Raw genomic sequence first — 19,895 nt, forward strand, 5'->3', positions numbered from 1 at the left:
TACCGGCCCCTCGCATCCCCTGTGGAACTGCCTCCCCAGACGTTCAAACCGTTTGAACGGAACGGGTTTACAGTGGTAGAATGGGGCGGTACCACGGCTTAAAGCCTGCTCCCAATCCAAAATCCTACTTGACTTCTAAAAAATTATGGAGATGGTGAACAGATTTTCCGATGCTGTACACCCGCAGAGGAACGCCTTACCCAGCCGCTTTTTCCAACGACGACGCCCAAAGGACGGGCAGCTATCCCAACAGTCTTTTTTCACCAAAGGAGGACTCGGAAGATGAAACGAATTTTAACAGGTGCTTTGGCGGTTTTGATGCTGGCGGGCTGCCAAGGCAATGGGATTCAGGCAGAAGAGCCGTCCGGCTCCAATATGCAGAGCATCATAAGCGAGGGAACCCCGGAGAGCCGGGAAGATTTTGCTGGAGAGCCTGTTCCGATGTTGTCCGGGATTTCGGAACCGGAGGTAGAAAAGGTCCTCCTGCGGATTCGCCAGTCCTCCAAACGCCTTCTGACCTATTCGGACGAAGGATTCTCCGACGTGTTGGCGGGTGTGCAGGCCCTACAGGTCGATCCGGACAGTATGCGGCAAGTGCCTCCCCAGACAAAATTGGAGCATCCGGTACAGGTGCGCATCACCTTTCAGGATGGACAGAGATATGACCTTTCTATCAATGAGGAACAGCTTCTGATTTTTGAGAAGGGGGACGACCATGCTGCCCTCTACCAAACGGCCCAACCCTTCTACAAAGAATGGGTTCTCCAACAGATTGGGGATGAGATGTGTGGGGATGACTGGGAAGCAGGAAAACCGGTGATCTATCTCTATCCAGAGCAGCCAACCGACGTTTCGGTCCGCCTTGACTATCAAGGGAAATTCACCTATACCTATCCAGCCTATAACGACGGCTGGCAGGTGACCGCTTACCCGGACGGGCGATTGGTCAACAAGGCAGACGGGTCCGAGCATTACTACCTCTTCTGGGAGGGCAGCGGACAGTTCGACTGGGATTTTTCTAGTGGGTTCTGCGTCCCAGGCCCAGAGACCGAAGGCTTTCTGCGTAAAGTCCTGCCGCAAACCGGCCTGCTTCCAAGGGAATATAACGATTTTATCACCTACTGGGTTCCCAGGATGCAGCATAACCGTTACAATCTGATCCATTTTGCAGGGGAACCGTATGAGCGGCTTGCCCCGCTTACCGTCACCCCCTCGCCGGATGCCATCCTGCGGGTACACATGGTTTACCGGCCCCTCGCATCCCCTGTGGAACTGCCTCCCCAGACGTTCGAACCGTTTGAACGGAACGGGTTTACGGTGGTAGAGTGGGGCGGTTCCTCCATACGTGCAAAGTCGGATTGAACCCGTGACCGTTCTCATGCAGCAGCCAAAAACGGCCCCGCAGCAATCGTTCTGCGGGACCGTTTTTTTGAGGGGTTGTCTATGGGTTATTTACGGACGAAGGATTTGCAGTCGGTGCACTGGTCCATCGACGGGTTGTTCTCATGGGTTCCAATTCGTACGCAGTTCAGGGAACAGTAGTCGGAGGTTGCGCAATGGTTTTTGCACTGGGATACGGTACATTCTACACTGTGGTTTGCTTTGCAGTTATCCATCTGAAATAGCTCCTTTCATCATTCGCGTGTTGCAAAACGGGGACGCAAAGACCGTTTTCTTTACGTCCTTTTTAGTCTGCACCATCCGGCAGGTTTTATCATTGGAAACTTTTTCTTATTATGGCTGCACATGTTTACAAATTCGCTAAAAAATCGTTGCAAACTATTGTAGAATCCTGTATCGCAGTATGCTATACTTTCTCCAGAAAATCCTGAATCGAACGGAGATGTTTTTATGAGGCGCACCATCAGGCCACTTGCCGTATTGGTCTGTCTGTTCACATCAGTGACGATGGTCGGCTGTCGGACCACAGAAGCCGCTGCTGTCAACAGCCAGCATATCCAGCAGGCTGTCCGTCCGGTCTCCAGCTCCGCTTCAGAATCCCAGCCCATTCCTCTGGGGGACCGTCTCCCGCTTGAAAATACGCAGGATCGGCTGGCTGAAATCCGCAACTTTCGTAAGATCGGCGCGCAGTTCCTGCTGGAGGACGACCGCGCCTACAAACTAGCCGCTATCATCTATTCCTACCGAGACTACCGCAATACTCTGATTTTCAACAGCGATTTTTCCTCCATCTCCGAAGCCCCGGTCTCTCTGCTGGTCGAGATCGCCGCTTCCCAAAGCCCGCATATCGACATCTATGGGGAAGCTTTCGAAGCTGCTGACCCGCAGTCCCAGCCGGTGAAACGGTTTTTTGAGGAGCAATCCAGAGCGGGACGGAGTGTGAGCCTGCTTTCCTACGGCGAGGACGTGCGCAAAATGGCCAAAGTCCTGTTTGGGGATTCCTTTGAGCTGCCCGCCCAGGATGGTATCTCCATACGGTACAGCCAGCCGCTTGATCTTTATTATCTGGATGCGGAAGGTTCCACCCTCGCTACCGATTACCCGGTGATCACCAGCATAGAATCGGAGCCGGACGGCGGACTGACCGCCCGGGCAGTGATTTTGAGCTATTGGGACAGCTTTAACCAGTGGTCGTTCCCGGATGGCTCGTGGGGCAGCCAAGAAAATGCCGACATCCAGGCGGTCAAGGAGTATGTCTGCCGGAACATCGACCGGCTGCCCGCACATGTCTACACCTTCACCCCGCGTACGGATGGGGAATGGGGCATCTCCGGGTTCTCCAAAGCAGCCTGAACCTTCGCCTCGCACATCAGAACCAAAGCCTTCACGGTGATTTACCGCGAAGGCTTTTTACTGTCCGCGCCGCTCAAGAGCCAAGTGCAAAAAGAGGGGGCAAGTCCCCCTCTTTCCGAATCCTAATTGTGCAGGCAAAACAGAAATTTCGCCAGTTTTTCCCTTGGGACAAGAAAATAGTCCCAATACACAGAATCGCAGCATTCCTCCCACTCGGAAAGATCGAATATGGGGTTCCCGAAAATATCTGCAACACAGTAGTTATACCTCTCACACAGGTCGAACAGGCTTCTTCTCTGCCGCCCATATGCACTATAACTGGGTCCTCCATATTCTGTGCTGACAATCGGCCGAAACTTGGAAACCACCTGCGCGGCCCCCTCCAGAATGTCCACTTCCGCCCCCTCAGCATCCATTTTGACATAGTCCAATCTGGTAAAATCATTCAGAAAATCATCCAGCTGTTTTACCTGTACATTTACGCTCTTTAGCTTTACGTCCTCATGATTGTAAGCCCTTTGTTGCAGTCCGCTTTCCTCCGGATAGTTTTCGCACTCCCAGAATTCTGCCTCTCCATTAAAATTGGACAACGCCATATTGAACAGCTTGATGTTCTCTGCCTTGAAGGTTGCGGTAAGATAGCTGAACTGTTTTTTGAGTGGTTCAAACCCATATAAAGAACCGGTTTCCGTGACCAGCCGCTCAAATACCTCCAAATGCCTTCCAACGTGGGCGCCAATATCAACCACCGTATCCCCGGGATGGATGAGCTTTGAATAATTCTTTTCTAAAACCGCCTCATAATCGATCTGAAAGTCAAACTTCCTGATCAGCTCTTTGGTCGTCAGGGCATCCATCTGCAATAGCCCATTGTGCTTCAAAAGGTACTCGGGCGCACTTTCAAACGTCTGTTTTAACTCCTGATAGTCCTTTTCATTGTAAAGGACTATGTCGGTGTTCTCCGGTTCCCTCCCCAACAGGTACCGGTAGGCATACAGAATCGCATTTTGTTTATCACTTCTGTCCGATTCGCAGTTTTGCCGGAATTTTTCGCGGCACTCTGAGAATCCCTCCCGAACTGTTGCATCAATGCGCAAAAGGACTTCCGCCCATTTTTCTATCTCCGCGCGGTACTGTTCGATCTGACCCTGCTGATCGTTGATCTGCCGCTGGTAACCGTCGAGCAGATTTCCCGGCTGCTCTCCGCACAGTCCATTTTGAATCCGGTACAATTCTGAAATCGCCTCCATGGTTGTATGGTTAAAAGCCGTCTGCTGTTCCCAGTAAGGAGCGATCAGCCAATAGACGCTCTTTCTGATACAGCGCTTCCAGAGTGTGACCAACCATCCGATGAAAGGGATGGTCGTTTTGATCGGAATGCCCGAAATCTGCCATGTCTGTTCAAGCTGTTGTGTGCTGCCGCTGAGAAGCTCCAGCTCCTTAGCTATATTTTCTTTTGATTCCATCTCTAAATGCTCCTTATTCTAAGCTGTCAGTTCGGGAGTTCCGCTATCAGCTATGCTTGTTTCTTCTCCGGAGAAGAAACAAACGGGACGTCCCGTTTCATTTTTGGATTATTTTAGCACAACTTGGACGCTCTGTCAACCGATCCGGCCTTCGTCGATCCAGCCCGCCAGCTCCTTGGCATAATAGCTGATGAGGATATCCGCGCCCGCCCGGAAGATCGAAACCGCGCTTTCACAGACCGCGGAAGCCTCGTCGATCAGGCCGGACTTTGCCGCCGCTTTGATCATGGCGTATTCTCCGGATACGCTGTAAGCCGCCATAGGCATCCCGGTGGCACGCGCCACCTCGGCAAGCACATCAAGATAGGCGAGCGCGGGCTTGACCATCAGGATGTCCGCACCCTGTTCCACATCGAGCAGGGCCTCCCGCACCGCCTCACGGGAATTGTGATAATCCATCTGGTAGCCCTTGCGGTCACCGAAGCCGGGCGCACTGCCCGCCGCATCCCGGAACGGACCATAAAATGCCGATGCATATTTCACCGCGTAGGAGAGGATCGGTGTTTCGGAGAACCCGTTCCGGTCGAGGGTCTCGCGGATTGCCAGAACCCGTCCGTCCATCATGTCGGAGGGCGCCACCATATCCGCCCCTGCCTGCACATGGGAAAGCGCTGTCCTGGCGAGCACTTCAAGGGTTCGGTCGTTGTCCACCTCCTGCCCGCGGAGCAGGCCGCAGTGCCCGTGGGAGGTATACTCACAAAGGCAGACATCGGTGATGAGGTAAAGCTCCGGGAACCTGGCCCTGGCCTCCCGCAGCGCCTGCTGCACCACCCCATTTTCCGCCCATGCGCTGGTTCCCTCAGGGTCCTTCTGCGCCGGGATTCCAAACAGCATCACTGCCGGGACTCCCGCCTCGCAGACCTGCTCGAGCGCGCGGGGCAGGGTATCCGGACTGTAGCGGAACTGCCCGTCCAGCGAGGGGATCGGCGCTGCAATCCCGGTCCCTTCCTCGACAAAGAGCGGGTAGATCAGCGAAGATTTTGAAACGCGCGTCTCCCGCACCAGCCCCCGGATCGCCGGATTCCGGCGCAGCCTGCGCGGCCTGAATCTCAAATTATCCATCAACAGGTTCCTCCTTATTGCCCGTTTGTTCGGTCATCAGCTGGACAAGCGACTGCATCGTCGCCTGTTCTGCAACAACAACCTGCATTCCGCACGCCTGTGCTGCACGCGCGGTCGCCTCGCCGATACAGGCGGCACGAATCCCGCTGTAATCCCGGGCACCGATCGCGCGCACAAATCCCTGCACTGTCGAAGCGCTGGTGAACGCCACATAGTCGACCTCCCCCGCATCGAGCATCGCCGCCCCGACCATTGACTGTGCACTCTCATAGACCGTATCATAAAGCGGCAGGTCATCATAGGGAATTCCCGCCCGTTCCAGCTCGGCGGTCAAATCCGGGGAGCCTTCCCTTGCCCGGACGATCAGCACCCGTGTCCCCCCGGCGACCTGGGCGAGCGCTGTGCCAAGCGCTGCCGCACTGAACCGCTCGGGCACCAGATCGGCAAACAGGCCATGCGCTTCGATCTCCCGCGCGGTCGCCGCGCCGATTGCCGCCAGCCGGATTTCGCCCAGCATCCGCACATCCCGCTGCTGCCTGCGCAGCCGCTCAAAAAAGATGCGTGCGCCGCTCGGGCTGGTCAGCACCAGCCACCCGTACCGCCCCACATGATCGAGCGACAGGTCGAGCGCAGGATTCTCCGGTATCTCCACCGTACGGATTGCAGGGATTTCAATGACCTCCGCCCCTGCTTCCCGGAGCATCCCGGTCAGACGGGAGGCCATCTCCCGGGGACGGGTCACAAGGATTTTCTTTCCGTGAAGCGGACGTTTTTCCGCCCAGGAAAACCGCTCGGACAACCGGCAGACCTCCCCGACCATCAGCACCGCCGGAGGGCGCACCCCGGCCTGCCTGGCCTCCTCCGGGAGCGCTGCAACGGTCGAAAGCAGCCGCCGCTGGCGGGCGGTTGTCCCGCGTTCGATCAGCGCGGCAGGGGTTTCAGGCGGCATTCCCGCCTCTGTCAGCCCGGTGCAGATCTGCTCCAGTCCCCCGACCCCCATCAGGAAAACCAGCGTCCCCCCTGCCCGGACAAGCGCCTCGAATTCCTCGGGCGGGCGGGCGGATTTCCGCTGCCCGGTGATAATATGCACCGACGAACAGAAATCCCGATGGGTGAGCGGGATTCCCGCATAAGCGGGCACCGCAGCCGCTGAACTGACCCCCGGCACCACCTCAAACGGGATGCCGTTCTGCTCGAGCAGCTCCAGCTCTTCGCCGCCCCTGCCGAACAGGAACGGGTCCCCGCCCTTGAGCCGCACCACCTGACTGCCGGAGAGCGCCTCCTCCAACAGGATCATATTGATCCGCTGCTGCGGGACCGGATGCTCTCCCGCGCGTTTGCCGACATCAATCCGGCGGGTGGATTCAGGGATCAGGCCCAAAACCGCCTGCCCAACCAGCGCATCATAAACCACCACATCCGCCCGTTCGATCAATTCCTTTCCACGCAGGGTCAACAGCCCCACATCAGCCGGTCCCGCTCCGACCAGATATACCTTTCCTGTTTGCATTATACCCCTCCTAACTGCGCGGCCAACCGTTCACCCAACTGTTCGGGCGCCCCTGCATCCCCGGTAAGGCCGCCTGTCCGCAGGATGCCCGCTTCTTCCACTGCGAAAAGCCCTGTCAGACAGAGCTCCCCGCCCCGTACCTGCGCATACGCCGCGATCGGTTCGGTGCATCCCCCGCCGAGCGCCCGCACAAACGACCGTTCCGCCGCAGCCGCTATCCGGGATTCCCGGCAGTCGGCCTCCTCCAGATACCAGAGGTCGTCGCCTGCGCGCGCCTGTGTCACCAGAATCCCCTGTCCGGCCGCAGGGATCATCTCCTCCGGTCCGAATACCCGGCTGATCCGGTCCTGCATCCCCAGGCGCTCGATCCCCGCATGGGCGAGCACCAGCGCGGAAAACCCTCCCCGGTCGAGCTTCTCGATCCGGGTCTGGACATTTCCTCGCACACTTTCGACCTGCGCCCCGGCAAACAGCCGTCCAATCTGCACCCGTCGGCGGGGGCTGGAGGTTCCGAATGGCAGGGAAAGGTCGGGGGTCTGTCTGCCCTGCGGCAGGATCAGCACATCCCGCGCGTCCGCGCGCGGCGAAAACGCCGCCAGCGGCAGACGCGGATCGGTCTCCATCGGCAGGTCCTTAAGGCTGTGCACCGCAAGGTCGATCCGCCCTTCGAGCAGCGCCTGGTCCAGCTCCCGGACAAAAAGCCCCTTTCCCCCGATTTTATCGAGCGGGCGGTCGAGGATACGGTCGCCGGTCGTTTTCATCGTGACAAGCTCGACTTCGAGTTCCGGGTGGGCACGCCGGATCTGCCCGATCACCAGCATACTCTGGGCAATTGCCAGCCTGCTGTCCCGGCTTCCCACCCGAACCTTATGCTTCTCCATCCACTTCCTCCTCTTTCTCAAACAGGCCCTGTGCGCAGGAACCCATTACAGCTCCGCCTGTTCGATCCGGTCGAGCAGCTCCCGGATCTGCCTTGCAGCCTGTGCGGCGAGACGGTGCCCTGTATTACTGGCGGTCACACCGGCAACCAGGCTGCCGCGCCGCGCAATCGCAGGGAAATAGAAGTCGCATTCCCCGGGCGCATCCGCCGCATTGACCGGTATCCCCAGTGCGCGGCATTCCTCGACAACCGCCCGGTTGACCGTCCGGCTGTCGGTAGCGGCGATCACAAGCGCATATCCCGCGCAATCCCCCGGACTATAGGCGCGGCAGAGCAGCTGCACGCCATCCGGCTGCCCGGCAAACGCGGGGGAAATCACCGTCACCTGTGCGCCGAACCCGCTGAGGACCTGCGCACGCCGCAGCCCGACCGTTCCACCGCCGAATACCGCCACCCGTTTCCCCGAAAGGTTGACAAACAGCGGGAAATATGCTGGCTGATCCACCGAATCCCCTCCGCCTCTTTTTGCAGGACTGCCCGAAAAAACAGCCACAAAGCGGACGCTTTGCGGCTTTCGAGAGCGATTACGCTCTGGTATCATCGTTGCCTTTCCACCTATTCTGGGCTGATCTGCTAAACATTATACCAAAAATCCCCCGGCAATTCAAGATTGGAACGGTTTGGTTTCGACCGAATCCCCAGATTTTTTTCAGCCGGCCGGCTGCTGTCATTCGGAACATATTTTATGCTTTTGGGAACATTTCGCAGGCTGGAACCCATTATTTCTGCTAGAATCAAACTAACGGGTTCGCCGTTTTCAGAATTGGCAATCGCTTTGTTCATTAACCAGTCGGTCGTTCCCTTTCGATCTGTCAGGTTCTGTCCAAAGTTCAAAAAAGAAGTGCTTCGTCCGGATAGCGAAGCACTTCTTTTTTTGTTTTTGCAAAGGGATCTGTCTCCTGTCTTTTGGCTCCCGCTCCCCTCTTGCAGCCCTTTGGGCTTCGCTCAAAAAGCCGCAGCGGCCTGCGCCGATCGTCGGGAAGCGGTTGCGGCCAAAAACAGGGAAACGTTTGGAAGAGTTGATTTGTCCCCCCTTTCAATGTTATAATCGAATCACTTGGAGCAGGCAGCATACCACCGGCTGGAGGGCAGGCAATGAAGATCGAACATGTCGCAATGTATGTAAACGATCTGGAAGGCGCCAGAAACTTTTTTGAAACCTATTTCGGGGCGGTCTCAAACAGCGGATACCACAATCAAAAGACAGATTTCCGCTCCTATTTTCTGTCTTTTGGGGACGGGGCAAGGCTGGAACTCATGAGCAGGCCGGCCCTGGAAGACCCTGAAAAAGCACTGGCGCGGACCGGGTTTATCCATCTGGCATTTTGCGCCGGCAGCAGAGAGGCGGTCGACAGCCTGACCGCGCGGCTGATGCAGGACGGTTATGAGGTCATCAGCGGACCGCGCACAACCGGGGATGGATATTATGAAAGCTGCATCGTCGGGGTGGAAGGCAACCAGATTGAAATTACCGTTTAGGGCATGACAAACAGCCCACCGGAAAGGCAGGAAAAAGCGATGAATGAACAACTGCGCGCACAGTTTGAGGCGTGGCACGAGCAGGACGAACATCAGAAGATCGTGGACGCGGTTCTGGCGCTCCCGCCAGAGGAACGCGGCTACGAGGAAACCGGACAGCTCGCGCGCGCCTATAACAATCTGGGGGAACTGGAGGCCGCGCTCGAGCTGCTGCTCTCGATTGCGGAGCAGGGCAGGGAGGATTTCCGCTGGCACTACCGGGTTGGCTATTCCTACTTCTATCTGCACCAGAACGAGCGGGCCGCAGCCGCATTCGACCGCGCGGTCGCACTCAATCCGGAGGACGCCCATAGCTGGTTTTTTGTCGCGCTGGTGAGCCGCACGCTGGGCAATCGGGGCCGGTTCGAGCTGGCAAAGGAGCGGGTGCAGGCGCTCGACCCCGAACTGTTTGAACAGGAGTTCCCGCCCGACCAGGAGGAAAGTTATTGTCCCGAACAGTATACGCAGGAGGCGTTCGACGCGGTTGAAGCGCATATCCGGCAGTATTTTGGGGTGTATCCTCTGGTCTTTCACGAAAAGCTCTCCCCCGACATCCATGTGGACATCTGCCTGATCGAGCCTACCCCCGAACGGGATTACTACACGCTGGTTACACTGGGGATGGGTGCGCACCGGATGAACGTCCCCGAGGAGCTGCGCGACAGCAGGCTCGACCGCGCCGAACTTCTCATCTGCCTGCCTGCCCGCTGGAATATCCGCGGGCAGGCGGAAAAATGGTATTGGCCTCTGCGCTGGCTCAAAATCCTTGCGCGCCTGCCCGGCAGCGAGGATACCTGGCTGGGCTGGGGTCATACAGTCCCCAAAGGCGCTCCTTTCTCTTACAACACCAACCTTTCTTCTGTGATTCTCACCGAGCCTGCCCTCTTCGATGCCGAAGCGGCGGTCTGCCATCTCCCGGACGGTGACGCGATCAACTTTTACCAGGTCGTGCCCATCTACCAGAATGAGCTGGACTGCAAACTCCACCGGGGAGCCAAGTCCCTGCTCCGCCTGTTCGGGCAGGACGCTTATGTAGTGGACATCGACCGTCCGAGCGTCTGCCGCAACTGGAAGCTGGAACCGGAGGACGATCTGCCCGATCCCCAAATCGAGCCCGCGGTCCCCCGCTGGGATGGGCCGGCCGGCTGTCTGGCGACCCGTAAGATCACCCGGGAAAAACTGCCGGTGGGTTACTTCTACCGGGAAGCGCCGGTTGAGGGCGCGCCGGACAGCGGCTGGCGTTTCCTCGAAGGAAACGAGGACGAATCTTATATGTCCGACCCGGCAAACACCGAGGTCTGTCACCTCGATACCATCTGCGCCTCCAACCCCGGGATAGCGCCTCTGCTCACCTCCCCGCAGGGCACTGCTTATTTCCGGGGTGAGGACGGTCGTTTTTACTATGAGGAACCGATGGAGGGCTGACATCCGCAATGAATAAATGGTATGCGCATCTGAAAACGATCACCCGCCACAAACTGCTGGTCATGCGGCACTGCTTCCGGATCGGGCTTTATTGGCAGGGGCTGACCCATGACCTCTCCAAGTATTCCCCGGCGGAATTCCTGGTGGGGGCGAAATATTATCAGGGCGACCGCAGCCCCAACGACGCTGAACGCCGGGAAAAGGGGTACAGCAGCGCATGGCTGCACCACAAGGGGCGGAATAAGCACCACCTTGAATATTGGATCGACTATACGCCAGGCGGGGACCATCATATGGGCGGGGTTGAGATGCCGGTACAGTATGTAGCAGAGATGTTCTGTGACCGGATCGCCGCCTGCAAAATTTACCACGGGGCCGCCTATCAGGATGCTGACCCATACGATTATTTCATGCGCGGCCGGAGCCACACCATCCTGCATCAGAACTCTGCTGCTCTGCTCGAACAGATGCTGCGGATGCTCAAGGAGCGCGGGGAGACCGAGACCTTCCTCTGGGTGCGCAGAGAGCTGCTGCACCGTTGAGCAGTGTTTTGGGGTCGGCCTGAAGCTCAGGCGCCAGGCCCACAGACGTCCGAACCGGAAGTGCGACAAGCAGTTCTTTGGTCTCGGGGAACAGGTCGGGCATCTCTTCAAACCCATCGGAGGTCGCGGCGATTGCACTCAGCGTCCTTCCGGTTTCCCTGCGGTAGGTTTCGGAAATCTTCCGGTAGATTTCCGCATCCTCAAGGAACATCTCCCGGTTTTGGAGCGGGTCCCCTTCTGCGGGAACCGGTGGTTTATAGGAACTGGCTTCGCCCTGCCGCGCCGCTTCCTCGGACGAAGCGGTCGGCGGGGCCTTTCTGCTGCACGCTCCAAGCGCCGCCATCAACAAAAGTGCAAGCCACAGTGCAAACAATCTCTTCATTTTTGTTTCTCCTCCCGTACTTTCACCTGTGGGGACAAGCCCCTTCTGTAGCTCTTATTCTAGCGGAAAGGCAAAGCGGAATTTGTCGGTTTCGCAAGGCTTGGAAAATTCTTTTCCGGGCCTTGTGCGTATTGGATTATCGCAATCAAAAATCCCCTTTCCATGCCCCTCTGCCGCCGTACCGTAGGATGTGTTGCGCGTTTCGGAGCGCAGCGGCTCTCTTGATGCGCCAACCGGATGCCGGCTGGTGGAATGCCTGTCTGGGCACCGGACACCCCTCCTGGGAAGCGCTTTTTTCGGGTGGATTGCCGTCTGCCCCCCAAAGGCGGCAACAGGGGGCTTTTTCATCCGCAAAAAGCCCCCTGTTATCCTTTTGTCTGCCAGAATCAAACTTTTAATAATTGTTCGCCCTGACCTGGAACCATGCCTGCGGCTTTTTGCAGACCGGGCAGACCTTCGGCGGCTCGGTGCCCTCATGAATATGCCCGCAATTGAGACAGATCCAGGTCGCCTGCTGGGACTTTTTGAACACGGTCTGCCCTTCGACGTTGGAAAGCAGGGTATCATACCGTTCCATATGCTCCTTTTCGATTTTCGCAACCAGCTCAAACAGGATCGCGATATTATCGAATCCTTCTTCCCGGGCCTCCTTCGCAAAATTGGCATACATCTCCTGCCACTCGTACTTCTCCCCGGCCGCTGCATCCTTGAGGTTTTCGGGGGTGGCGGGCATCTCGCTGTTGTGGAGAATCCGGAACCAGATTTCCGCATGTTCCTTTTCATTGTTTGCGGTCTCATCGAAGATATTGCCAATCTGCTCGTAACCGTCCTCCCGCGCTTTCGCTGCGAAATAGGTGTACTTGTTGCGCGCCTGCGATTCCCCCGCAAACGCAGCCATCAGATTGGCTTCGGTTTTAGACCCTTTGAGAATTTTCATAAAAACAGCCTCCCTTTTGCAGTTCTGGAATTAGTCTGCACGCGGGGAGGCTGTCTTATACCAGTCTTTGTTATTTTTCCGATACAAGTATTGATTCTTCTATACAGTGGCGGTCGAAAAGAGCGGGCATCAAAATACGAAACAGCCCATGCATCGTTTGAACCGCGCATGGGCTGTTTCGTTTCGGGGCCGGGATCAGATCGTCTGACCGTAAACCGCCAACAGGGATATCTCGGTGGGGTAGCGGTTGCCGCCGTGATAGCGCAGCCAAAACCGGTACCCCGGGCAGATCTCGTCGATCATCCGGGGAATTTTCCAGATGTCCTCGTTGTTGTGATAGACCGAAATCGCCAGTTTGGGATGCTCCCGCTGGATATGGCGGGAGCATCCGAGCAGAGCGCTCTGCTCGGCGCCTTCGATATCCATCTTGATAAAGGTGATGGGTTCGGCAATATCCTCGTCGATCGAGACCACCTCAACCGGGATATTCCCCTGACCAGTCAACACGTTGGCGGAGGTACTGGCCGGATTCGCGGAAATAAACATCTGTCCGCGCTCTTTTCCAGCGCCTTTCATACGGCATTCGATCTGGGGGAATTTCTGTGTGACCTGCCGCAGCAGCCGGAAGGTTGCCGGGGTGATCTCATAACAGTAGATTTTTTTATAACGGCCGTAGACCTTCATATATTCCAAAACAGTATCCCCGTTATAAGCCCCGAGATCAACCAGCACCTCATTTTCGTCACAGGGCATCAGGTCTGGATCGAAATAGTCCGGCCAGGCGTTTTCGACTGCGAGGGACAGCGTGAGATAGTCCTGCCGGTACCAGTTATTCACGATGCCGAACAGAAGCTGGCGGGACCGGTAGTCCTCCAGCCGCTGGTAGAGCCAGAGATAATCCCTCCAATGCGCGTAGAACGATTCCGCCTTGTTCTGCCAGATGGTGAAATCCCCGGCTTCCCGGTCGAGCGATCCCCAGAAAGTAAACGTTTTGAAATAGACTTCTAAAGCCTGTTGATCCTCCGGACTTTGGGCGAGAAAATGTTTCTGAATCCGGGAAAACAGCTTCTCCTGCGGCAGCACGCGGATTTCTTCGATCCAGCTGAGAAACTGCCGGTCAAGCGCACAGCGCGGCTTTAACGAGGCGGGCTGCTCGATCCGCAGATTTTCGGCGTACCACAAGGCGTGCCACAGCCAGTGTCCCAGCTGGTCCAACCAGCCGCCCAGGCCGGATGCATCCGCCGGGATGGATTCAGGCAGGCTGGGCAGGGACGCCCGCCTGGCGAGCCGCTCGGCGACTGTCTGGATAGCTGGCGGCAATTCCCCTGCAAGGGTGCCTGCCGACGCGAGATCCCCCCGCTCCAGATGGGCACGCAGACAACCGTCCGCCTGTGCAATACTCTCCAAAAGTGCGATGGTTTGCTCCATGTTTTTCCTCCCTCAGCTTTCCAGTGTATACCGTGGCCCGTCCAGCTGGCTCTGCATCAGCAGCAGTTCAGGGTCATCAGGGCAAAGTGCGCGGTAGGATTCCAGTATCTGGGCTGCATGTGCAATCTGCCCGTCACTGGCAAGCCGGTAAAACTGCTGCTTGACATTCTCCGCCAACGCTTCAAATTCCTCTCGCTGTTGTTTCTGCGCCTCCAAACGCTGGCGGGTGCGCGCGGTGAACAACCCAATCAGCCGGTTCATCAAGGGGAATTCCTGGAGCATCTCCCCGAGCCGTTGCAGACAGGCACTGTCCCCCTGCTCCTTTTGCAGGGCTTCTGCCTCCTGCCAGCCTATGACAAACCGGTATTCCGCTGGCAGCGCCACCCGGTTTTCGGGCAGGAGCATGGCAGGCTGGTAAACCATCCGGCAGTAGTGGGTCATTGCATCCAGATAGCGCTGCGCGAGGCTGGCAAAGCGTTCCTCATCCAGCCACGGCTGCTGGAACAGGACTTTGGTATCCGGCTCCGGGCTTAACAGCAGCGACAGCATAAGACGGGTCTGCCAGAACCAGCAGACCGGCGGGTCGCTTTCCTGCAAGGGGTGTTCCATCAGGTAGGTGTCGAGCAGTTCCGGCCAGTCGGGACGCTGCTTGGCCAGCGTTTCCCAGTACCGTTCCACCAGGCTGCTGTCGAGCGCGGAAAGGGTGTGCTGCAAATCGAACTGGTAGAAGACGGTCGCATACAGAAGATCGGCGAACAGCGGCGTTTTCACCGCGTCCGGATCATCCAGAAGCTGCTCCAGCAGTTCCTGCGCCTGTTCGCGGGTCTGGGCGGTGCGCAGCCGGCAGAGCTGTGCAAACGGGTTTTGCAGATCGGTCTGGGCAATCGTCAGGCAGGCGTCTTTCTTGCGCTCTTCAAACTGCTCAAACCGCTTTTCAAACCATTCCGCAAATACTTTCCAGCCTTCACCATTCTGTAGAAAAGAGGCTTCTCCGAGCAGCCCTGCCAATCGGGAAAAGTCCTCGGCCTCGTAGGCATAAAGGAACTCGGTCATCAGGCTCGCGTCCGCACGTTCCAGTGTCTTTTCGGTCAGTGCCCCGGCGCGTTCAAGTGAACCTTTCATCTCCGGATAGTTTCCTTCGTTCTGCCAGCATATGGCAGTTGCATAGCAGGAAAGGGCGTGGGGATAGGGATGAAGCTGCGGGAGAGTCATACTGTATACATCTGGCGTATTCAGTTTCCCATCCCAATAGAGCGCGCATAGCCGCTGATAGTCCAGATATGCCTTTTTTGCAGCTGAATAATCGTGGTTATCAAAGGAAACCATTCCCTTGAAGAAGCTCATATTGATGTCTGCTGCGAACTCTTCTTCCCCTTTTTTGTCATAATACTCCTGCAAAAGCTGCTGTGCGGCTGCGTATTCGCGGCGGTTCACGGCGGAAAGCACCAGAGCATAGTAGGCATACAGCCATTCTGTGTTTATGCCATCGCTTTCCTCCGAAATCCGGATGATCTTTCTTGCAATCCGGTTCTGTTCCACAATATCAGGAAGCGTTTCCATCCCGTAGGTGTCCAGCAGATGTCGCAGTGTCCGTAGATCATCTGGATCCTTTTCCAGATCGAGCAGCAGTAGCTTCCGATTGCGCCGCCGCTTGCTTTCATGTATCCCTTCGATATACCCGGTATGGTGTACGATAATGGGAAGATCCTTTGTCGGGACATTATAAGCAGCAATCCGCTCGTGAATCGCACCTTCAAACCTAGTTTGGGGCGTCCTCCGGTGCAGGCGGATCATCCGGAAATCCGAATAAACTGTCCGCGCCTCATCCCCATAATTGCGGCAGAGCAGGCTGGCGCTTTTATATGGGTTGTTGGGCGTCTTCAAAAATTCAATCAGAGGGGTGCAGTTTTCCTCCAGCACCTCATCCCCATCCAAATACAGATACCACTTCCCCGAAGCGGCTTCCAGCGAGACGTTGCGTGCAGCGGCAAAATCATTGCACCATTCAAAATGCAGGACCTTGTCGGCATATCGTTCCGCGATTTCCACTGTACGGTCGGTGGAACCAGTATCTACAACGATCAGCTCGCTGGGAACTGCTTCGCGGATGGGGGACATTGCTTTCAGGCAGTCCTCCAGAGTTTTTTCCTCGTTCTTCACGATCATCCCGATAGAAATCAATGGTTTTTGAGCCGGTTTTTTTACCTGGGCTTTCATGGTCAACCCCCAATCGAAATAGAAAGGGCAGACAGCAGAATGCTGCCTGCCCTTTGTAGCCGTTCAAGCTCCGCGCAAGAATTCAATCCATTACTGGAGGAGCTGGAGCACGCTCTGCGGCTGCTGGTTAGCCTGCGCGAGCATTGCCTGTGCAGACTGGGTCAGCACGTTGACTTTGGTGTACTCCATCATCATCTTGGCCATATCGGTATCACGGATACGGCTGTTCGCGGACTGGAGGTTCTCGGACGCGGTGTCCAGGTTGTTGATGGTGTATTCCAGACGGTTCTGGGTAGCACCGAGGACCGCGCGCTGCTCGGAAACCTTGTCGATCGCGCTGCGGATGGTGTCGATCGCGGAAGCTGCGCCCTCACGCTTGGAGATATCCACATCTGCAACACCGATACCCAGCGAGCTCATGTTCGCAACCGAAACAGCAATCTGGTTGAAGGTATCCGCAGTGTCACCGATCTGGAGAATCAGGCCGCGATTGCCGCCCGCCATGCTCGAGCCGTTGGCCAGGCCGAGTGCCGACGCGATGTCTTTATCGCCGATGTCGCTGAAGCTGAACTTAACATCCTCGACATCCCCGTTGTACTTGATGAGGAAGCCGCCGTCGTCCGCCGCCTCGACAGTGAAGTCGTTTTTGTCCAGAGAGGTCAGACCGGAAGCCTTATCAAAAACACCACCGGTGGCGCTTAGGCCGTTCTGCTTGTTGTACTCATCAACCGCAATCTTAATCGCAGCGTCCAGTACCCCTGCGGCCGCAGACATCGTAGTCGCAGTCTGAGACGAAGTCTTGGTGATCTGGGTTGCAACAGTCACAACGACCTTGGTCCCGTTGATGTTCATCTGGAAGGTGGAATTTGCCGCGATGGTATCGCCGTTGTATTCGTTTCCGGCTTTGCTGACAACCGCCTCACCGGCTGCCGAACCGAACAGGAGGGCGCCCATCGCTGTTGCCGGGGCGGCTGCGGTGCTGCCAGCATAGGAGAACTCAGAAGACGAACCCTTGTTCAGGCTCTCAAATGTCAGCTTGCCACCTGCGCTCGAGCTGATCTTCACGCCGCCCTTCAGGCCCTGCGCCTGCATCTCATTGTTGAACAGCTCAGTGAGTTTATCCGCATAATCCTTCATCTGATCGGTATCTGTTACAGTGTCCAGACCCGTTCCGCTAAGGGTCGCAAAGAGTTTCGCCGCATCGCTTCCAGCTTTGCTCCAGTCGATCTCCAGCTTCTGCCCATCAATGATGAACGTATCCTTCGCAGCGACAGCAGATGTGGTATCGCCCACTGTTACTGACGTCGAAGCAGCCGAGAACTTGGAAATGTCGTTCGCGCCGGTGAAGGTGGTGCCGTTTGCGCTCACGTTGCCGCCGCCCAGCGAACCATCCAGCAGCTTGATGCCGTTGAAGTTGGTCGACTGCGAGATACGGTCGATTTCTTCCTGGAGTTTGTCAACCTCGAGCTGGAGGGACTCGCGGTTCAGGTCCTCGTTGATGCCGTTCGCCGAACGGGTTGCCAGCTCGGTCATACGGTTGAGCATGTTGTGGACCTCGGTCAGCGCGCCTTCAGCGGTCTGTACCAGCGAGATACCATCCTGTGCGTTGAGCGAAGCGGTGTCCAGACCTTTGATCTGGGATTTCATCTTCTCCGAGATCGCCAGACCGGAAGCGTCGTCGCCCGCGCGGTTGATGCGGTAACCGGAGGACAGCTTTTCCAGCGCCTTGGAAACCTGCGAGTTGTTCATGCCCAGCTGACGCTGAGAGTTGACTGCCATAATGTTGCTTCTTACTACCATTCCCATGGTGAAACCTCCTTAAAAATTCTGCGGGTGATGTCCCTTCCACCCGTTTTTATATTTTTCAAGCCTGCCCGCTCCGCGGCGGCGGACAGACCGGAAAACAAAATCATCTGCGCGTCGGGGGCTCCGCCCCTCGACCCCGCAATTTTTTGAAAAAAATTGAGTAAAACTTTAATTTGTGAAAAGAAGAGAGCCGCCCAGCCTGCCGGGGTGGGGCCTACGGGGAGGGGTCGCCGACCCCTCGCCCGTAAGGCAAACTGAGGGGGCGTCGCGGCGTATGCCGCGCTTCGGGCTGAAAGCCCGAGAAGTCCCCCGAAGAAGGGCGCTTGCGCCCCGGAAGTTTGGTCTGGAACCCAAACTTCCGTTGCCTCACTGCCCCTCGACCCCGCCACCTTTGAAAAGGTGGACGAAACTTTTGGTTTCAGCGTGACGCTGATTTCGGGCCTGCTGCATAGTTTTTGCGCGGCTGGCTGTAACGCCGGCGGTCGTTTTCGATCACCGCCGGACGCGGGTGGGTACGTTCATACACTTCCCCGCGCACGATCGGGATTTCCCTCGGCGCGTCGATCGCGAGCTTGATGTCGCCATTCAGGCGGATCACCCGCACGACTACCCGGTCGTCGATCACCACATATTCTCCAACATTTGTCCCAAGAACCAGCATACGATTACCTCCTTGTAACGCAAAAAAGCCTTCCGGGGGTGTGACAAAAGGTATAGCCAATGTCACACCTCGGAAGGCGCGGATTTCTCCTAAAATATGAGATATTATTCCTATATCAGGGAAAATATTTATACGAAAGGTAAAATCTTCGTCTTATATACGGAAAATTTCCAGAAAAAACAAAAAGAGAGACCTGTGACAAAAACTATACTTTTTGTCACAGGTCTCTACTCTTTATATTCGTACGTCCCAACAGAAACCAAAGCAGTTTTGCAAAAAAAATTCAGAAACTTTTTAAAATCCATAAACCCGCATAAAAAGCGGCTTTCAGCGTATATCACCGTCCGTTTCACCCTGAAAAGCGGTCCAAAAAGAGGAGGTATCTCAGCCGGTATACCACCCCTTTTTCAGCAAGCCAGCGGCACAGGATTTCCTGTCCTAATCCGCTGATTTTGGGGGATTTTTGCCAGTTTCCGACTCAATCCCTGATTTTTGCGAGGATTGTGACCGGTGCGCTGTCAATTCCCTCTATAAACAGAGGCAGTGCAAACACGGTTTCAAGTGTATCCGGATCAAGCCCGGAAAGGTCGATATCCTCAATAATCAGCACCGGTTCTGCCCCGGTTTTTCCAAGCATGATCTGATGTGCCCGGATCCCATCCTCAAGATGCAGCGGAGAAGACAGGGAAATCCAGTCCATGCCCACCGCTTTCAGATTCTGATACCGCTCGACAATCAGTTCTGCCGCCCGCGCGGAGATGGCAGGCCCCTCTTCCGAGTAGGCCCGGTTATCCGAAGCACGCATAGCCGAGGATCCGCTGCGGACCAGCAGCAGGTCTGCGGCGCGGATCGCCTCGTCAAACCGCATCAGTTCCTCCGGCTCCACCAACTCCCCCCTGCCCTTGGGGATATCCACCAGAAGAGGCTTTTCAAAAATGAAGGTCGAAAGCTCCAGCTCATAGAGCTGTCTGCCCTGCCCGTTAAAATGGTTCGGTCCATCCATGTGGGTGCCGAAATGGTTGAACAGGGTCACATTGTAGGTATTGAGCCGGTCGCCCTTCTGCATCGACTCAAACGGTTCGATCCGCATGGTGGGCGCGCCGGGAAACGCATGGTCCCGGACATTCAGCGTGTAAGATAGACGCCTGTACATTCCAATCCCTCCTGATTAAAGTTTTGCCCAATTT

The 19,895-nt window shown here is 56.4% G+C and carries 19 protein-coding genes; 5 read left to right on the forward strand and 14 right to left on the reverse strand.

From position 1 onward, the window contains the following. Positions 1-282: 282 nt before the first annotated feature. On the forward strand, positions 283-1,362 hold the full coding sequence (locus C814_RS22540; RefSeq protein WP_016317051.1) for a membrane lipoprotein lipid attachment site-containing protein: 1,080 nt from the start codon (positions 283-285) through the stop codon (positions 1,360-1,362). 86 nt (positions 1,363-1,448) lie between these two features. Here C814_RS22540 and C814_RS23180 read toward each other — a convergent pair whose 3' ends face one another. Further along, positions 1,449-1,616 (reverse strand): DUF1540 domain-containing protein, encoded by a 168-nt coding sequence (locus tag C814_RS23180; protein WP_016317052.1) that lies wholly within the window; start codon positions 1,614-1,616, stop codon positions 1,449-1,451. 235 nt (positions 1,617-1,851) lie between these two features. Here C814_RS23180 and C814_RS18960 point away from each other — a divergent pair, with 235 nt between their 5' ends. Next, on the forward strand, positions 1,852-2,754 hold the full coding sequence (locus tag C814_RS18960) for a hypothetical protein (protein WP_016317053.1): 903 nt from the start codon (positions 1,852-1,854) through the stop codon (positions 2,752-2,754). Between the two features lie 122 nt (positions 2,755-2,876). Here C814_RS18960 and C814_RS22545 read toward each other — a convergent pair whose 3' ends face one another. The 6 genes from C814_RS22545 to C814_RS23900 form a co-directional block, all read right to left on the reverse strand. Next, the gene (locus C814_RS22545; protein ID WP_016317054.1) at positions 2,877-4,220 is read right to left on the reverse strand and encodes an FkbM family methyltransferase; all 1,344 of its coding nucleotides are present in this window, start codon (positions 4,218-4,220) and stop codon (positions 2,877-2,879) included. Between the two features lie 135 nt (positions 4,221-4,355). Next, positions 4,356-5,342, reverse strand: coding sequence for a porphobilinogen synthase (gene hemB / locus C814_RS18965; protein ID WP_016317055.1), 987 nt, complete (start codon positions 5,340-5,342; stop codon positions 4,356-4,358). After that, positions 5,335-6,852, reverse strand: coding sequence for a uroporphyrinogen-III C-methyltransferase (cobA, locus tag C814_RS18970; protein WP_016317056.1), 1,518 nt, complete (start codon positions 6,850-6,852; stop codon positions 5,335-5,337). Before cobA ends, hemB begins: the two co-directional genes overlap by 8 nt. After that, a complete protein-coding gene (gene hemC / locus C814_RS18975; RefSeq protein ID WP_016317057.1) occupies positions 6,852-7,733 on the reverse strand; it encodes a hydroxymethylbilane synthase in 882 nt (293 codons plus the stop codon). The genes cobA and hemC overlap by 1 nt, the downstream gene beginning before the upstream one ends. Before the next feature lie 45 nt (positions 7,734-7,778). Then, on the reverse strand, positions 7,779-8,237 hold the full coding sequence (locus C814_RS18980) for a precorrin-2 dehydrogenase/sirohydrochlorin ferrochelatase family protein (RefSeq protein WP_016317058.1): 459 nt from the start codon (positions 8,235-8,237) through the stop codon (positions 7,779-7,781). 128 nt (positions 8,238-8,365) lie between these two features. Then, positions 8,366-8,626 carry a hypothetical protein gene (locus C814_RS23900; RefSeq protein ID WP_155846431.1) on the reverse strand — a complete coding sequence of 87 codons (261 nt, stop codon included), beginning with the start codon at positions 8,624-8,626 and terminating at the stop codon, positions 8,366-8,368. A gap of 261 nt (positions 8,627-8,887) precedes the next feature. Here C814_RS23900 and C814_RS18985 point away from each other — a divergent pair, with 261 nt between their 5' ends. Genes C814_RS18985 through C814_RS18990 form a run of 3 tightly spaced genes read left to right on the forward strand, consistent with a single transcriptional unit; the run spans position 8,888 to position 11,277 of the window. Then, positions 8,888-9,271 (forward strand): VOC family protein, encoded by a 384-nt coding sequence (locus tag C814_RS18985; RefSeq protein ID WP_016317059.1) that lies wholly within the window; start codon positions 8,888-8,890, stop codon positions 9,269-9,271. A 39-nt stretch (positions 9,272-9,310) separates the two neighbouring features. Next, entirely contained in the window at positions 9,311-10,735 is a 1,425-nt protein-coding gene (locus tag C814_RS0105525) for an immunity protein Imm33 domain-containing protein (RefSeq protein WP_016317060.1), read from the forward strand. Positions 10,736-10,743: 8 nt separating this feature from the next. Beyond that, on the forward strand, positions 10,744-11,277 hold the full coding sequence (locus C814_RS18990; protein WP_016317061.1) for a DUF5662 family protein: 534 nt from the start codon (positions 10,744-10,746) through the stop codon (positions 11,275-11,277). Here the strand turns inward: C814_RS18990 and C814_RS18995 are convergent. The 7 genes from C814_RS18995 to C814_RS19020 form a co-directional block, all read right to left on the reverse strand. Then, complete coding sequence (locus C814_RS18995; RefSeq protein ID WP_016317062.1) at positions 11,216-11,659, reverse strand: hypothetical protein; 444 nt, start codon at positions 11,657-11,659, stop codon at positions 11,216-11,218. The genes C814_RS18990 and C814_RS18995 overlap by 62 nt on opposite strands. Positions 11,660-12,053: 394 nt before the next feature. Then, the gene (gene rbr, locus C814_RS19005; RefSeq protein ID WP_016317064.1) at positions 12,054-12,596 is read right to left on the reverse strand and encodes a rubrerythrin; all 543 of its coding nucleotides are present in this window, start codon (positions 12,594-12,596) and stop codon (positions 12,054-12,056) included. A 195-nt stretch (positions 12,597-12,791) separates the two neighbouring features. Continuing rightward, the gene (locus C814_RS22550; RefSeq protein ID WP_016317065.1) at positions 12,792-14,024 is read right to left on the reverse strand and encodes an FkbM family methyltransferase; all 1,233 of its coding nucleotides are present in this window, start codon (positions 14,022-14,024) and stop codon (positions 12,792-12,794) included. Between the two features lie 12 nt (positions 14,025-14,036). After that, a complete protein-coding gene (locus C814_RS19010) occupies positions 14,037-16,241 on the reverse strand; it encodes a glycosyltransferase family 2 protein (RefSeq protein WP_016317066.1) in 2,205 nt (734 codons plus the stop codon). A 90-nt stretch (positions 16,242-16,331) separates the two neighbouring features. Beyond that, positions 16,332-18,047, reverse strand: coding sequence for a flagellin N-terminal helical domain-containing protein (locus C814_RS19015; RefSeq protein WP_016317067.1), 1,716 nt, complete (start codon positions 18,045-18,047; stop codon positions 16,332-16,334). A gap of 418 nt (positions 18,048-18,465) precedes the next feature. Further along, the gene (locus C814_RS23185; protein ID WP_016317068.1) at positions 18,466-18,708 is read right to left on the reverse strand and encodes a carbon storage regulator; all 243 of its coding nucleotides are present in this window, start codon (positions 18,706-18,708) and stop codon (positions 18,466-18,468) included. A gap of 478 nt (positions 18,709-19,186) precedes the next feature. Then, positions 19,187-19,861: a cyclase family protein gene (locus C814_RS19020; RefSeq protein WP_016317069.1), complete on the reverse strand. Its 675-nt coding sequence runs from the start codon at positions 19,859-19,861 to the stop codon at positions 19,187-19,189. Between the last annotated feature and the right edge of the window lie 34 nt (positions 19,862-19,895).

This window comes from Anaerotruncus sp. G3(2012) (assembly GCF_000403395.2).
Classification (GTDB): Bacteria; Bacillota; Clostridia; order Oscillospirales; family Ruminococcaceae; genus Anaerotruncus.

Bases quoted from the DNA above. Each gene is read 5' to 3' on its own strand.
- C814_RS22540 (WP_016317051.1), top strand. From the start codon at position 283: ATGAAACGAATTTTAACAGGTGCTTTGGCGGTTTTGATGCTGGCGGGC.
- C814_RS23180 (WP_016317052.1), bottom strand. From the start codon at position 1,616: ATGGATAACTGCAAAGCAAACCACAGTGTAGAATGTACCGTATCCCAG.
- C814_RS18960 (WP_016317053.1), top strand. From the start codon at position 1,852: ATGAGGCGCACCATCAGGCCACTTGCCGTATTGGTCTGTCTGTTCACA.
- C814_RS22545 (WP_016317054.1), bottom strand. From the start codon at position 4,220: ATGGAATCAAAAGAAAATATAGCTAAGGAGCTGGAGCTTCTCAGCGGC.
- hemB (WP_016317055.1), bottom strand. From the start codon at position 5,342: ATGGATAATTTGAGATTCAGGCCGCGCAGGCTGCGCCGGAATCCGGCG.
- cobA (WP_016317056.1), bottom strand. From the start codon at position 6,852: ATGCAAACAGGAAAGGTATATCTGGTCGGAGCGGGACCGGCTGATGTG.
- hemC (WP_016317057.1), bottom strand. From the start codon at position 7,733: ATGGAGAAGCATAAGGTTCGGGTGGGAAGCCGGGACAGCAGGCTGGCA.
- C814_RS18985 (WP_016317059.1), top strand. From the start codon at position 8,888: ATGAAGATCGAACATGTCGCAATGTATGTAAACGATCTGGAAGGCGCC.
- C814_RS0105525 (WP_016317060.1), top strand. From the start codon at position 9,311: ATGAATGAACAACTGCGCGCACAGTTTGAGGCGTGGCACGAGCAGGAC.
- C814_RS18990 (WP_016317061.1), top strand. From the start codon at position 10,744: ATGAATAAATGGTATGCGCATCTGAAAACGATCACCCGCCACAAACTG.
- C814_RS18995 (WP_016317062.1), bottom strand. From the start codon at position 11,659: ATGAAGAGATTGTTTGCACTGTGGCTTGCACTTTTGTTGATGGCGGCG.
- rbr (WP_016317064.1), bottom strand. From the start codon at position 12,596: ATGAAAATTCTCAAAGGGTCTAAAACCGAAGCCAATCTGATGGCTGCG.
- C814_RS22550 (WP_016317065.1), bottom strand. From the start codon at position 14,024: ATGGAGCAAACCATCGCACTTTTGGAGAGTATTGCACAGGCGGACGGT.
- C814_RS19010 (WP_016317066.1), bottom strand. From the start codon at position 16,241: ATGAAAGCCCAGGTAAAAAAACCGGCTCAAAAACCATTGATTTCTATC.
- C814_RS19015 (WP_016317067.1), bottom strand. From the start codon at position 18,047: ATGGGAATGGTAGTAAGAAGCAACATTATGGCAGTCAACTCTCAGCGT.
- C814_RS23185 (WP_016317068.1), bottom strand. From the start codon at position 18,708: ATGCTGGTTCTTGGGACAAATGTTGGAGAATATGTGGTGATCGACGAC.
- C814_RS19020 (WP_016317069.1), bottom strand. From the start codon at position 19,861: ATGTACAGGCGTCTATCTTACACGCTGAATGTCCGGGACCATGCGTTT.